Below are 14,033 nucleotides of genomic sequence, written 5' to 3' on the forward strand. Positions count from 1 at the left end.
CGACAACGCAGTTATGCCACAAAAACAGCGGCCTTTTCCCACTTTCTTTTTCCCGGACCTTTACTTCTTGCCTACTCCCCGTGAGAAATGCAGGCTAGTTCGGAAGCAAACCGTAGATGTCCAACTCGCCAGGTGTAGAGGTGCTCGTGTCGACATCTCCCGCATTGTTTCCTCGCGTTCCGACAAATACCTTCCCATTCGCAATCGTCGGGACTGTAAACTTCACAGCATTGCCTCCGGCGTTCCCAGCCCCTTGGGAACTGTTCCAAAGCTCAGTTGCGATGTTTGTTGCATCGTAGGCATGCAGAACGACCGGGCCGCAGGCCGTCGCTTGTTCAGTACAGTAGTTCGTCTGATCTAGTGCCCAGACGATTCCATTCGAATAATCAGGCATCGATGAGACGGACGGTGTCGCACCCGGAAATCCAAAGACCGGCGTAGCGGCTGTTTTCGCAAGACTCAATTTTGCTGTCGCGCTGTTCAGAACATAGTCACTGAGCGCGGCTCCGAATCCTCCGATGTAGAAATGCGAGTTCCAGAAAGCGCCGGTTGCATAGATCCCGTTCCCTGTGGAGATCCTTTGCCAGGCATTTGAATCGCCTGAGCCCCCGAGCTTGTCTCGATTCAAGAGATACAACGCCCCATCTTTCCCTCCACCGATCACAAAGTGAGTTGGATTGCTTCCGTTGGTTGGAACATCCGCCAGCACCGCAGCCCCGCCGGCGCCAAAGTCCTCATCTCCGGAATTGTCCGTGGCCTGGTCGGAAGGCGAGAAGTATTGAACTACTGCCAGATTCGAATTCAGCTTGAGAAATGCGTCCCCGTAATCGTTGTTTGGCGCAGAAGTGTTGGCAGCATCGAAGATTGCATTTCCCGTCAGCAGATAGAGGTTGTTTGAAGAATCCGCTGCAGGAGCACCACCTGCCATCCAGATTCCCCCATTCATCACGTTGGGCGCGTCGTTAAAGACAGAAACCTGCGAGAGATTGCTCGCGTTGTATCCAATCACCCAGCCGTAATAGGGGAGGGCATCTCCATGCGATGACCATGCGATGTAGACGACGCCATTAACAAGAGCCAAACCTGGCCGCTGGTTCTGCTGGCCGGGCAGGAAGGTCGTCATCGTCCCCCCATCGCCCTTGCCTGGAAAAGTCGCTGCGATTGTTACCGGGCCAGAAAACTTCTCATTGCCTGTAAGCAGATCGATGGCATGAAGCCGCTGGTAAAACTTTGAATTCGACGACACCCAGGATTTCGATACAACGTAGATCGTCTTCGTGGCTGGGTCGATCACCGGTGTCCCCGTCACTCCAACCTCCGGCATAATGTCGCCGGTGGAGATCGGCGCCCCGGTGATTCCGGAGGGAATCGAAGTCTCGCCCGCTAGGCCACCATGCCCCGAATCCACGAGATTGGCATGCCAGAGCGGAGTGCAAGGATTGCTGTTATTGTCGGCATCGAACGCGTACAGACTGTCGTGCTGGGTTGCGACAAATACAACGTTCCTCTTCGTTGAAGAAATCGTAAGATTCGGCATCCAGAGTGGCTGCGCATAGATCGCACCGTCCACCGGGCAAGCGTAGAGCTTTCCAAAGCTGGATGTCGCAACACTGGCCGTGCTGAGCGCATACTCCTGCGTGTTCGCTCCGTTGCGCGACAAGTTGTTGTGATACGTAGTAACCCCGGCAAAATCGGTAACGGCCACACTGAGCGAAGTCGACAGTGACGAGTTGTAACTGCTGCTGGCGCTGACGGTATATACCCCTGGCGAAGTGGCAGCCGTAAATGTGACAGGCACCCCCGTCTTGCTGTTGTTGGTTGAAAAGGTGCCGCATGCAGTGCCGCTGCATCCGAGGCCGGATACCGTCCAATTCACCCCAAGGAAGTCGTTGGTCGTGGGCGTGATGCTTAATGCCTGTCCAGTAACCACAGCAGCGCGTTTGGGCGAGACTCCGACACTGAGATTAGCCGGATCTACAGTAATGGCCAGAGTGACGGGCTGGCTCTGCACCGGCGTACTCGAGTCATCAACGCTAAACATTAGCGAGGTTCCATTCGCCGAGGCAGTGGGCGTGCCCGTAATTGTTCCCGCACTGGCATTCAGCGAGAGACCTGTCGGCAGCGAACCGCTGGTAAGAGTCCACATATATGGAGATGTTCCGCCCGATGCCGCCAGCGTGGCGCTATAGGCGCTACCCACCTGTCCATTCGGCAGGCTCGTCGTCGTGATCGTCAGGGCTGCTGAACTAATGGTCAGGTTGAGTGTCACACTCTGGCTTTGCGCTGGGTTCCCCGAGTCAGTGACTGTAAACTTCAGAGCGGTTGCATTGGCCGAGGCTGTGGGCGTGCCCGTGATCGTTCCCGCACTGGCATTCAGCGAGAGACCTGTCGGCAGCAAACCGCCGTTCAGAGCCCATTTGTATGGAGACGTACCGCCCGATGCCGCCAGCGAAGTGCTGTAGGCGCTTCCCACCTGCCCATTCGGCAGACTCGTGGTAGAGATCACCAATGGTACTTGGTTGGTTGTGGACTTGCCGCCCCCACTTGAGCAGCCTGTGAGAGCAAGTGCTACAACCAGACTCGCGTGGACGAATCGGAATTTGATGCGGTGCAAAAACCCGGATTCAGCGACGCGATGAGTTCCGAATGTGATGGACTTCCAGCGAAAATACACGTTCATTCGTGGAGACCGGCCTCTTCCTGAAAATCGATGAAATCATTGCGCAAGAAATTGTAGCCATAGGCACGCCCCGCCGCTTAAAGAAAGAAGGATGATTTCAAATATTGTAGGTTTCGGATGTCAACCTGGAAAGGTTACGACTTCAAGTTACTTGCGCCGGATCAAATCAGACGCGCCGTGACACGACCACGGTGCCCCACCACCACGGTGCCCCAAGCCTGCGCAGTCTCTCGCGAATGAGTGGCAACCACAAATTCAACCCAAACGTGCTGCCGCTTTCAGGCCTCTAAGAATGTAACAGCCGCACCGAATGAAACGGTGCGGCCAAAATTGCGCCTGCTCAAGCAAGGGGGCGGATATCGCAGCTCTCGTTCTCTCGGTCCCTAATCCCTTGTTCCCTTGGTCCTGCTCTTTTACATTTCCCGCACAAACAGCGCCGTTGCGCTCCCGTTGTCCGTCGTTCCCACCACCCGGACATGATCGCCCTTCTGCGCCTGAAACTTATATCCATCGATCACGCCCATGTAGCCTTCCGCAACCGTATCCTGCGCGATCTTGAATGTCTGCATCGCCCCCGAACTGTCCTGCAACGAAATCGAGTGCTGCTTGCCCTCGTACTTCACCACGGTCCCCTCGACCGACGTAAACGGTCCTGCCCCCAGGTTCTTCAGCGCCACAGCCGTACGGTCTTCATTGTCGCCACAGTAAAACACGATGACGTATGCGCCCTTCTTCTTGAAAGAATCGGGAGAGGCCGATTCGAGCGTAACCTTCTTGTCGATCACAATGTGCGCCTTCGCATCCGTCATGTCTTTAAACTGCCCTTCCGACCCATTGTCCTGAAACACAATCAACGTCTTCGAAAGGTTGTCAATCGAACTTACCGTCCCCGTCAGCGCATGCACGACCTGCTGCGCTGTCGCGGATACAGTAAGGGAACCGAGGCATGCAGCGAAAACACAACCGCACCACATTGCTTTCAACATGTGACCCTCCAACATCTATTCAATTGCAGGATTGGCAAATCTGTCGATAACCGCCCCACGGGTGCGGTAAGTATAGTTCGCAGATTTGATGCCTGCAATACCAATAGCCTAAGCACTTCGTCTTCAATTGCCATCCCCGTTTCGCAGTACGCCCTTTCGTCACGGTGACCTTCGTTTCTCCCTATGCTGCGAACGATCACAACTCGCTCCGAACTCGTCCCGGAAGGATGGCTGAAAATGGTCCAGGTCAAATCCAAGGATTCCGCCCGCTGTCGATTCCCTAAGGGCGACCGAGGAAATATCCACAGACCACCTCTTCAAAGCTATCCTCCTCAACGCGCGCTAGGCTCAAGTATTTAAACCACATAATGAACGCACTCCCTTTTTACAGGTAATTCCGCCGGCCCGATGCACAATAGAACGTAAGCAATTTCTCGATGCAAATCCGCCACACCGATTCCCATGGATTCTGACCTCATCTCCCGCGCCCCGTTTCCCTTCGCAGGCGCCCTTCGTGCTGAGCTTGCGGTGCGCAACCGTTTCTTCGCGCGCAGCTATCCCCACGTCGAAAGCTACGGTAGCAATCCCGTCATTGTTTACGCACCCGAATGCGGCCTCCACGGCAACTTCTATCCGCCGGCCTACGCCGCCATCGCGGCCCGCCCGGATTGGATCCGCCGCTTCGACAAGATTCATGCCCAGGGCCGTTCGCTCCCCCGCCCCTCAATCGACCCTGCGCGCAAATGGCGCGAACTCGACTCCTGCATGAGTTCCGACGCCCTGCTGATGAATCTCTTCTGCACACCCGAAGTCATTGCATCTCCGGCGATCCGCCGCATGCTCGGCATCGACTCTGAATCAGAACCCAACTTCGGCTGGAAGGCACGCGTGCCGCTCAGAAATGGACGCGTCGATCGAACCGAAGTCGACTTACGCTGGGGCGAACTGCTCGTCGAAGCCAAGCTCACCGAAAGCGACTTCCAAATCCGCGAAGCCCGGCTCGTCGAAACCTACCGCGATCTCGGGGAAGTTTTCGATCTTGATCTGCTTCAACGCGTCCAGATTCGGACTCGCCGCCGTCGCAATGCCGTCGAACTCACAGAAGAGTTCACCCAGGAGTGGGAAGCGCCCTCCGAAGCAGCCGAGGAAATCGCACGCGAATTTCAAGCCTCCCTCGAAGCGCGCGCCGAGGTCGAACAGCCCTGGCTACCCGGCTATGCCGGATATCAACTCATCCGTAACGTGCTGGCCGCACACGTCGCAGGCGCATCGTTCTGCACGATCCACGACCAGCGCCGTCCCGATCTCCGCGAAGCCTGGTTCGACGTGATGCGCGCAGTCAAAAACGCAGAAATGCGGGTTCGCTGCAAGAGCCTCACCTGGCAGGAAATCGTACCCTGCCTGCCCGTCGGACTCCGAGACTTCCTCAACTTGAAGTATGGCATCGGCGCACCCGCTGAAATCCCTATGACGATTGAAGAACTCGAAGCCCGCAAGCACGTGCCGGAACAAGCGGGCGTGAGAAAATAGTCAAGTGATTCGTCGGTCGAAGCCGTTCACTTTTCTCCTGCTCTCTGCCCTCATTGGAATGGTCGCAATACCCACACACCTCTCAGCATCCTCGAAGAGTGACGCGGAGAAAGCCGGCGCAGTCCTGTTTCGCGACAAGGGCTGCACCTACTGCCACGGGGTCGGCGGAGTCGGCACCAAAAAAGCTCCCGCACTCACCGGCCTTTACAAGGACAAAACTTGGACGCCCGAGAAAATCACTAATCAGATCCTCAATGGCGGACAGAAGATGCCGCCCTTCAGCGATTCCGTAACCGACAAAGATGTCACCGATCTGATCGCCTATCTGCGTGCAAAAAACAAGCCCGTTCCGCCTCCCGCAAATCCGCAGGACTCTGCACCGTCTCCATCGACTCAATAAGACCTCAGCGCTTAGCGGCTAATCGGCCGGCCACTCCACGCGCGTCAACTTCGTCGCCACATCCCAGAGCTTTCGCCCCATGGCGGGATCGAGCACCCGCATGTCCAGCGCCTCGGGAACCGTCGGACCAATCAACTCGGCCAGGCTCTTCGCCGCCACCGGCTCCTGCTGCTCCGCCCCTTCTGAAGCCTCCAGGAGCGCATGCAGCACTCCACCCTGCAAGTGCTCCGGCACAAACCCCAATGCGCGACGATACCAGCCCATTGAGCCGGTTACCTCGGTCGCATTCGCAAGCTGTGCCGCTCGCGCCCCGATCGGCTGGGCCGAGTTTCCCACCAGACCCCATCGGCGCTCTTTGCTCTTCCGCTGTAGTTCCAACGCGAAAATCAGCATGGCCAGCTTCGACTGGCTGTATGCCTTCAGAGGTGTGTACCCGCTCTCAAGCTGTAAATCGTCCAGGCAGATCTCACCGTGGTGGCGGCCCGTACTCGTCAGTTGCACCACCCGTGGCTGTTTGCCCGTGCGCAACAGCGGCAACAAGTACGCCGTCAATGCAAAGTGGCTCAAAAAATTGGACGCCAGATGAAGCTCGAATCCATCTGCTGTCACTTCGCGCTTCAGCAATGCCAGGGTGCACGCATTATTGATCAGCAGATCGACGGGTCTCTCCGCCATCGCAAGCCGACCCGCAAAATCTGCGACTGAATTCAGATTCTCCAAATCCAGTTTTTCAAAGCGCACTAGCGCGTTCGGCGCCAGCGGCCGGATCCTGGCCAGCGCTTCATGGCCATCCGCCGAATGTCGCCCGGCAACTATGACGTCCGCCCCCGCCTGCGCCAGCGCGAGAGCTACATCAAATCCAATTCCGTTTGTGGAAGCCGTAACGACTGCGAGCTTTCCAACTTCAGGGGGGAAGATAGCCGCGAACTTCCGCTGCGGCACATTCGAATCTTGCACGACTTCTTGACTCTCCTTACGATCTTGATCCAAAAGAGTGAATGACCACTCACTCAGAAAATGGGGGGGGATTCAGGCCCCGGTCAGGCCCCTCCAAATCAGCCTGAACCCAAGTTCGCGGCTCTCTGCCTCCAGATCTCTGTGTGCCCCGATAAATTCCACCGTCGCTTCAGCCTGTGCACGGAACATCAGCACCAGGAACTCGGCAGAAGCGTTATGAACGCCGCCCATCCCGGCAGCCTCCCTGGTCGTCTTCAGAAGCTCCACAATGGTCATATTTGGAGCTTCCGCATCCTTCAACAACCTGCCCGAGGCGCGTAATTGTTGCAAAACCTTCAGCCGCTTCGGAAACCTCATGGCCAGGCTCAAATACCGATCCCAGACATACCGAAGTCGCGTGCGAGCATCGGCCGTAAAGGGATAGTCCACCATTTCCCGGTCCATCTCCTTACGCAGCTCGCGGTAGAGCTCGTTAATGAGCTCGTCTTTGGTCCTGAAATAGGTGAAAAGAGTGCCTTCCGCGACCCCCGCTGCAGCTGAGATGGCTGAGGTCGGCGAATGTCCAATGCCCCGCTCCGCAAACACCTCCATCGCTGATTCCAGGATCGCTTTTCGCTTGTTATCGCTCTTAGGTCGTGCCAAGAAGGTAAATCTCCCTAAATAAGCGCGTGCTCACTCATTTAATGTATGGGGAGATTGCTTTGAAATCAAGAGGAAATTTCGCATTTCTTTAACAAAAGAGCCGAGATTACCCAGCGGTCCCCATCGATCACAGGCCTACTCGGCGGATCGTTCTCTTGTCAAGCGAAACGAGTCTCACAACCCGCATTTCGCAAAGCAAAAAGTCCCTGATCTCTTCGAAGCAGCACCTTTTTGCACTGTTTTGGACGCGCTTTGGGCGTTCGATACCCCCTATTGCGGGTCCGGCTTCGGATCGGGCGAGCTCGGCTTTGCGTCTGGCGCCGGAGTTGGAGCCGGAGCAGCATCCGCAGCTGGCGCAGCCACTGGAGCAGAGTCGGGAGCCGGAGTCCCTGGACGCATCGCCTTATAGGTTCCGTTGTATTCGGAAAAGGCCCAGTCACCCGTAAGCGCTGCGGTATCGTCCAGTTTGCCGTCGATCTTCATTGGAGCTGTCGCGCCAACCTCTTCAGAAGTGAACTGAAATTCCAGCGCGAGTTTTCCATCCTTGTAGATGCCCGCTACATCGGCATTTCCCCACTTCCCCGTCACATTGCCGTCCGCATCCACCGCAAGATCGGCATCCACTTCGCGGTCGCCGCCCGGGGTCTCAAGCACAAAGTGCCATTTTCCATTGATGCCGACATCCTGGGCGTGCGCAATCGGACGCCCCATTACCAGACAAACCATCGATGCTGCAATCACCAGAATCTTCTTCAAAGCCCCGTCTCCTTGCTGAGATCGACCTATCCTACCGTTTTTTAGGACGAAAATCGCCTGTTAAATTCTCAAACTGTCACAGGAACGTTGGCGACACCGGCCGTTCCAAAAATCCGCCGGTAGCGCTCGATCTCCGCCGGCGGGCCCATAGCCTTCTGATAGTTGTCTGAAAGCTTGACCGCGGGCCGGCCGTTCACCTCGCTGAGCTTGCACACAAGGCTCACCGGGTTGAAACCGTCGTCGCTCCTGGGATTGCAATTCCTGAAATCGTTCGTCAGGTATGTCCCCCAACCTGCGCTGAATCGAATCCGATGCTCCGGCAGCCATTTTTTCTCGTCCAGAAAATCGGCCGCATCGTAAAAGTCCGCAGGCGCCGCACCGTTCAGGATCGTGCCGCCAAAGTATGCGTGCAGGGTGAGAATCACGTCAACGTCCAATCCGTCTGAGGCAATCAGGCGCTTTGACTTCGGATCGCGCCCCTGCGCCCGCAGCCACCCAATGTATTCGTCGCCCGCAAGGTACGGATCCTTGCTGTCGATGCGCTGGCCTGTCCAGTTCGCCACCCAGTTCGGAGCACTCTCGAGAAATTGTGTCGTACCGAACGTATCGGGCAGTAGGATCAGCAGTTCGCCCTGGTAGGTTTGTTGCCATAGTTCGAGCATCCGGTACTGCGCCTGCTTCATTTCCTCATCGCTGTCTGCAAGCGCGGCCATCGCCATTGGCAGCTCATGCGCATTCGTGCCGATCGCCTCAAGATCGTGCGTGTACGCCATGTACGTGTTCGAGCTGCCAATAAAATTCTCGCCCAGCACGTCGCTCATTGCCTTTACCACGTATTCCTGCCACAAAAAGCTGTGACGACGACGCGTTCCAAAGTCGCTCACGGTCAGCCCCGGCACTCCACGCAGGCGCGCCATCTTCTCCCAGAGTCGTGTCTTTGCCCGCGCATAAAGAATGTCGAGTTCAAGTTCCGTGAGCTTCTTCAGACTCGCACGCGTCTTCAGCTCGTCAATGGCCGAAAGCGCATAGATCTCCCACATCGTCGTCTCGGTCCACAAACCATCGAAACGCAGCGAGATCTGGCCTTCGTGAATCGACAGATCAAAATCCGAAAGCCTAAAATCTCGTTCGAGCCATTGCAGAAATGCCGGCTCAAAGATCCCGCGCCGGCCGTAGAATGTGTTTCCTGCAAGCCAGATCAGTTCCGATTTGTGAAAGCGCAGTTTGCGCGTCGCCTCCAGTTGCTCGCGCAGTTCGCGCACATCCACAATGTCGCCCAGCGGCACCTCGTGCGACCGATTGATCACCGTGAAGGTCGCCCGCGTATCCGCAAAATGCTTCCAGATAAACTGCAGCATCAGCAGCTTGTAGAAATCAGTGTCGAGCAAGGACCGGGTGATGGGATCGAGTTCCCAGTTATGGTCATGCGCGCGCCTGGCCAGGTTGATGATCACGATGAACCCAATTGTATTGAATCGCAGGAGAAACCGACGAACCGCCCATACTTCAGTTCCGTCGTCAGGCTTGTTCGGTCAGCTTCGTTTCGGACCAGTGTCGCGGTCCAAGATGCGCTCCGCAGGAACGGCGAACCACCAGCCGCACCGGCACCAGCACATCGCGAATGGGCAACTCCGGATGCTCCAACCGCTCAAGCATGGTCGCCATTGCGACGGCGCCGATTCCCGCGCAATCCTGGTGAATCGTCGTGAGCGCCACCGGCAGCAGGCTCGCGTAACGCACATCGTCCATGCCCACGATCCTGATGTCCTCCGGTATGCGGATGCCGAATCCAAGCAGCGTCTGCATCAGGCGCGCGGCCGTTAAATCGTTGCCGCAGACAATACCCTCCGGTCGAGTCTCATCGATCATCCTGCGAACAAGATCTTCGTCCTGGGGGCTGCCGCGCCATACCGGTTCGCCTTCCGGCTTCACCTTGAACACGCGTAAAGCCTCATAGAATCCGGTAATGCGCGCATCCACTGTATTCGCCGCAAATTCTTCGCCAAAGAAAGCCAGGCGGCGCGCTCCCAACTCGATCAGATGCGAGGTCGCCAGGTAGCCGGCGCGCCGATTATCCACGCCCACGAGGTCGTGCTGCGAGCGCTCCGGGTACGGCAGGTAGCAGCGATCGAGCAGCACAATCGGAATCTGCGCCAGATCGAGCGCTCTTGCGAGGCGCCGGTTGGCTGCGTCCTTGTCGCTGGTTAGCTCCAGCGGCGCAAAAAACACCCCCGCAACCTTTTGGGAAATGAACGACTGCACCATCTGTTCGGCGGCTTTGGCGCCGTCCTGAGCCGAAACCGAAGAATTGCCCCACAAAAGCGCATCGGGCCTCGCGAAATGCGTGCGCATCATGCCATGACAGATGGGCTCGAAGATCTCCGTCAGTCCAAGCTCGGGAATGAGCAGCCCGAAGGTCCGGCCGCTTGGCCGGTTCTCAGCCAGAACATGCGTTCCTGCGCCGGGGCGTCGTGTCACCAGCCCCATGCGCTGCAGGTCGTGGACCGCCTTGGCCACCGTGATGCGCGATGCGTCGAACAGCTTGCCCAGCTCCGCCTCGCTGGGCAGCCGGTCGCCCGGTTTCAGTTCACCCGATTGAATGCTGGCCAGCAGATGGTCGAAGACCCGGCGATGCTTGGACAGGTGAGCCGACGGGTCGCTCTCGGGCGGTGGACCCAGTTTGCTTGCCGATCGACGAGATTTCTTCATGCGCAGTGCCCGTGGAGCCCAAAAACGAGGCTCTTAAAGACACTACGAGATTGGCCGTCCCTTGTCGACGCAATGTCGATACATTTTGGCCAATTGGCAGACGCGGAAACGAGAAGATTCGCCAATACAAAGCTGCCTACGCCGACTGCTCAATGGACGCCTCGATCTCTCCGCGCGTTGCATCGGCCAGCGGCGGCATCGCTCCCGACTGCGAAGCAACCCAACTGCCCCAGCGGTTTCCCGCTTCATTAAGTACCCGCAGCTCCGCTCCGCGCAGAAGGTAGTGAGCCATGGCGGCCGTGAACGCATCTCCAGCGCCGATGGTGTCTGCCACTTTCACCGGAAATCCAGCGTGCTGATGCCATTCATCCCGGGTCACCAACAGGCTGCCATTTCCACCACAAGTAATTGCCACCAACTGCAATGTCGGAAACTCCATCAGCAGCCGCTCGGCGCCCCGGCGCAGGCTATCTCCGTCGGCATCCTCCTCGCCCGGCAGTCCCAACAACGCCAGCACCTGCGAAACCTCCGCATCATTCATTTTGAACACCGTGGCCAGCTCAAGCGATTCCTGGATCACCTCGCTGGAATAAAACGGCGGCCGCAGGTTAACGTCGAAGATCCGAACACACCGGGAAGATGCCTGTGCCGCAAGCGTCTGGATCGTCTGCCGCGATTCGACGCTGCGTTGTGCGAGCGATCCGAAGCAGATCGCATCGGCACGCTCTGCGAGCCTCACCCACTCGTCCGACAGCTCCATAAAATCCCATGCAGCCGGATGATGAATGGTGTATGCCGGCTGGCCGTTGTCGAACGAGACCGTGACCCGTCCCGTTTCGTGCAACGGGTCAATCTGCAGAAAACTGGTATCGGTCGGCAGAGGATCGAGCAAATGCACAGCCTCACGGCCAAGATCGTCGCGGCCCAGGCGGCTCAGGATCGCTGCATGGTTTCCCAGCCGCCCGGCCATCACGCTGAAGTTTGCAGGCGCGCCGCCGAGACGTGCATGCTCCGGCAGCATGTCCCACAACAGTTCCCCGACTCCAAGAATCAGATGCGGCTCTCTCAAGGTCGTACTCCTTCGCACCACAGCCACAATTGCAAAATCTGACGTGCTCCGCTTCTTCCGGCCGGCGTTGCCCACCGAACAACTTCCACCCTGCGGGGTCGATTCGTCAACACCTTCCGCGGCTTATTAAACTCTGCCAGTCCACCGCCATAGCGAGCAATCTTCGTAATTGGCTGAGGCATATTCGCCATCCGGCTGGTTAGCCATGATCCTGTGATCCGCAATAGCATCGGCCTGCGAACGGCGCTCCCGCCCAAGAAAAAGCCGCGTGAATCCCGCCTGTCCCTCGAGCACATGCTCCTGCTCATGATTTACGTACAGAAGATCGAGCCTACCCGCGCGCTTCGCAAACGCGACAGCAAGACGCTTCATCAACCGCCTCATCACCGAAGCCCCAAAAGGATTAAAAAGGAACAGCACGCACGGCCCTTTCGGCATCGGCGCGTCGACAGCATCGCCGCAGATCACCTGCATCGGCGTCCGCGCCCTTCCCGCCGCCTGCCAGATTTCAAGATTGCGCTGCGCCACTCTCGCCAGAATTGGGTTCAGCTCGACTCCAATCACCCGCCGAAACGGGAACTCCGCTGCGAGCAACATGGCGCGCCCCATGCCCGCGCCCACGTCGATGAACGTGAAGCGCTCGATTGGCGCGGCAGGCTTCGTCCGTTGCCACCGCCTCAAAAGCGCTCGAAACACCGACGGTGCAACGCCGAAATATGCCGTCGAATACCGGTCGTGCGCGTGCCCCGTCTTCAGCAATCGCCCCGGAATCAAACCGCTGGTCTGCACGCCCCACTTGAGGTCGAACGGATGCTGCGTAAATCCTTCTGCCTTCGTCATCCGCGGCAAGTTTGCCTTCGGGCGCGGAGAGCTTTTAGGTGCGGTCACGAGGGAACGTTAGCACATGCGCGACCGAAGAACAGGTCCACGCACTCGGGCTTTCGAAACTATTGACAGTTCATTTTCGCTTGTGCCACAGTCGGTCTCTTAACTGCTGCAATCTCACTCCCCCGGGTTGACAAGTGATTCTTCGTTACTCCTCGCCCGCATCAAGTGGGTGCGCTCTGCTCTCACTCGATCGGCATACTGTGCAAGCAAAAGGAGGAACCGCACATGGAGTCCCCTCAACGATCTCGTCTCATCAGGAAGGTTTCGCGCAAGGCTACATCCTTCTCCGTGATTCTTGTGGCTGGATGCATGAGCTGGATGCCGGCAACGGGATCAGCAGCTGCCGAAATCGCCGGCGCTGCGGGAAACGCTGCGATGGCCTGGACGCCTTTCCAGGACCCTTTTGAACAGGCGTTCAGCGTAGAGGTTCCGCAGGGTTGGAAGGTGCGTGGTGGGCTGTTCCGGATGGGATTCTCCGACGAGCGGCCCATGGTGGATCTCGTGTCTCCCGACGGGCGCACCAACGTGCGCCTCGGCGACGTTTCCATCCCCACCTACACCGTGCCGAACGCCTACCACCAGCGCGAGGGTGAACCTTATGACCTGGGCGCGCAGGCGCAACTCACCGTGGCCCGCTATCGAACCGGACCAGAATTCGCAGTGTTGTACTCGCATGTGCGCTTCTACCAGGACTGCCGTAATGCTGCAGGCGACGCCGGTGGTCTCGGGTTTACGGTTCCCGACTACATCCCCTCGGAGGGCCCCGCGCCAACCGCATCCGCGGGAGCCATTGCCTACCATTGCGGCTCGGGTGCGAGTGAACGGATTGCGTTCGCCTATGCAAAAACCTCCCAGGCAGGTGGCATCTGGTCAGTCATGACAATGGGCAGCTTTCTCAGCCCCCCAGATCAGGTCGCGGTCGCGCGTGCCGTCCTGCTGCACTGTGCGCAGACCTTCAAGCTGAATCCAGCGTGGATCGAAAAGCAAAAGCAGATGGATGCTGATGCCCTCCAGTACCAGCGCGCACGGCAGCAGCGCCGCAGGGATGATTTGGGACAGCAGGTGCGCCAATTTGAGAGCCAGATGCAGGCAATGCGCAATCAGGTAGCTTCCTTCGAAAAGCGCCAACAAGCACAGGCAGACCAGGTAACCGGCCTCACGCAGGCCCTGCGCGGGGTGACACCCACCATCGATCCGTTTACTGGCGAAGCCAAGGAAGTGTGGACCGGACCAAGTTCAAATTACTGGGAAAATGGACGCGGCGACGTCGTCAACTCTGTCAACGCCCCGCAGGGCAACTGGATCCACATGCCAGTGACTGGGCCGTGAAACATGCGACGCTCGGACTGGGTAAGGTGCAGATCAGGTTCCCTTTGCCCGACGGTCCGGTGACCCGCCGTGACACTTTCCGCCAAA

Annotated in this window: 12 protein-coding genes; 3 read left to right on the forward strand and 9 right to left on the reverse strand. The window is 57.9% G+C overall.

All coding sequences use genetic code 11. From position 1 onward, the window contains the following. Positions 1–94 precede the first annotated feature (94 nt). Both WCA10_RS07600 and WCA10_RS07605 read right to left on the reverse strand, forming a co-directional pair. Positions 95–2,506, reverse strand: coding sequence for an Ig domain-containing protein (locus WCA10_RS07600; protein WP_472821907.1), 2,412 nt, complete (start codon positions 2,504–2,506; stop codon positions 95–97). Positions 2,507–3,093: 587 nt separating this feature from the next. Beyond that, positions 3,094–3,666 (reverse strand): hypothetical protein, encoded by a 573-nt coding sequence (locus WCA10_RS07605; protein WP_472821908.1) that lies wholly within the window; start codon positions 3,664–3,666, stop codon positions 3,094–3,096. A 462-nt stretch (positions 3,667–4,128) separates the two neighbouring features. On the opposite strand from WCA10_RS07605, the gene WCA10_RS07610 reads away from it, so the two are divergent. Together WCA10_RS07610 and WCA10_RS07615 are read left to right on the forward strand one after the other, a co-directional pair. Then, a complete protein-coding gene (locus tag WCA10_RS07610; protein WP_472821909.1) occupies positions 4,129–5,196 on the forward strand; it encodes a PGN_0703 family putative restriction endonuclease in 1,068 nt (355 codons plus the stop codon). 4 nt (positions 5,197–5,200) lie between these two features. Further along, on the forward strand, positions 5,201–5,596 hold the full coding sequence (locus tag WCA10_RS07615) for a c-type cytochrome (protein ID WP_472821910.1): 396 nt from the start codon (positions 5,201–5,203) through the stop codon (positions 5,594–5,596). Positions 5,597–5,614: 18 nt separating this feature from the next. Here the strand turns inward: WCA10_RS07615 and WCA10_RS07620 are convergent, their stop codons facing one another. The 7 genes from WCA10_RS07620 to WCA10_RS07650 form a co-directional block, all read right to left on the reverse strand. Then, a complete protein-coding gene (locus WCA10_RS07620) occupies positions 5,615–6,553 on the reverse strand; it encodes an SDR family NAD(P)-dependent oxidoreductase (RefSeq protein WP_472821911.1) in 939 nt (312 codons plus the stop codon). 72 nt (positions 6,554–6,625) lie between these two features. Next, a complete protein-coding gene (locus tag WCA10_RS07625) occupies positions 6,626–7,195 on the reverse strand; it encodes a TetR/AcrR family transcriptional regulator (protein WP_472821912.1) in 570 nt (189 codons plus the stop codon). A 270-nt stretch (positions 7,196–7,465) separates the two neighbouring features. Beyond that, the gene (locus WCA10_RS07630) at positions 7,466–7,951 is read right to left on the reverse strand and encodes a hypothetical protein (protein ID WP_472821913.1); all 486 of its coding nucleotides are present in this window, start codon (positions 7,949–7,951) and stop codon (positions 7,466–7,468) included. Between the two features lie 68 nt (positions 7,952–8,019). Continuing rightward, the gene (locus WCA10_RS07635) at positions 8,020–9,405 is read right to left on the reverse strand and encodes a nicotinate phosphoribosyltransferase (RefSeq protein ID WP_472821914.1); all 1,386 of its coding nucleotides are present in this window, start codon (positions 9,403–9,405) and stop codon (positions 8,020–8,022) included. A gap of 64 nt (positions 9,406–9,469) precedes the next feature. Then, positions 9,470–10,660, reverse strand: coding sequence for a GntR family transcriptional regulator (locus WCA10_RS07640; protein ID WP_472821915.1), 1,191 nt, complete (start codon positions 10,658–10,660; stop codon positions 9,470–9,472). Positions 10,661–10,796: 136 nt separating this feature from the next. Continuing rightward, positions 10,797–11,729, reverse strand: coding sequence for a carbohydrate kinase family protein (locus WCA10_RS07645; RefSeq protein WP_472821916.1), 933 nt, complete (start codon positions 11,727–11,729; stop codon positions 10,797–10,799). A 126-nt stretch (positions 11,730–11,855) separates the two neighbouring features. Further along, positions 11,856–12,569: a class I SAM-dependent methyltransferase gene (locus tag WCA10_RS07650; RefSeq protein ID WP_472821917.1), complete on the reverse strand. Its 714-nt coding sequence runs from the start codon at positions 12,567–12,569 to the stop codon at positions 11,856–11,858. 357 nt (positions 12,570–12,926) lie between these two features. On the opposite strand from WCA10_RS07650, the gene WCA10_RS07655 reads away from it, so the two are divergent. After that, positions 12,927–13,946: a hypothetical protein gene (locus WCA10_RS07655; RefSeq protein WP_472821918.1), complete on the forward strand. Its 1,020-nt coding sequence runs from the start codon at positions 12,927–12,929 to the stop codon at positions 13,944–13,946. The last annotated feature ends 87 nt before the right edge of the window (positions 13,947–14,033 follow it).

The sequence above is a fragment of the Occallatibacter sp. genome (genome assembly GCF_049582745.1).
GTDB lineage: Bacteria > Acidobacteriota > Terriglobia > Terriglobales > Acidobacteriaceae > Telmatobacter.

Excerpts from the sequence above, each read along its gene's own strand:
- WCA10_RS07605 (WP_472821908.1), bottom strand. The coding sequence starts at position 3,666 with ATGTTGAAAGCAATGTGGTGCGGTTGTGTTTTCGCTGCATGCCTCGGT.
- WCA10_RS07610 (WP_472821909.1), top strand. The coding sequence starts at position 4,129 with ATGGATTCTGACCTCATCTCCCGCGCCCCGTTTCCCTTCGCAGGCGCC.
- WCA10_RS07640 (WP_472821915.1), bottom strand. The coding sequence starts at position 10,660 with ATGAAGAAATCTCGTCGATCGGCAAGCAAACTGGGTCCACCGCCCGAG.
- WCA10_RS07650 (WP_472821917.1), bottom strand. The coding sequence starts at position 12,569 with ATGACGAAGGCAGAAGGATTTACGCAGCATCCGTTCGACCTCAAGTGG.
- WCA10_RS07655 (WP_472821918.1), top strand. The coding sequence starts at position 12,927 with ATGAGCTGGATGCCGGCAACGGGATCAGCAGCTGCCGAAATCGCCGGC.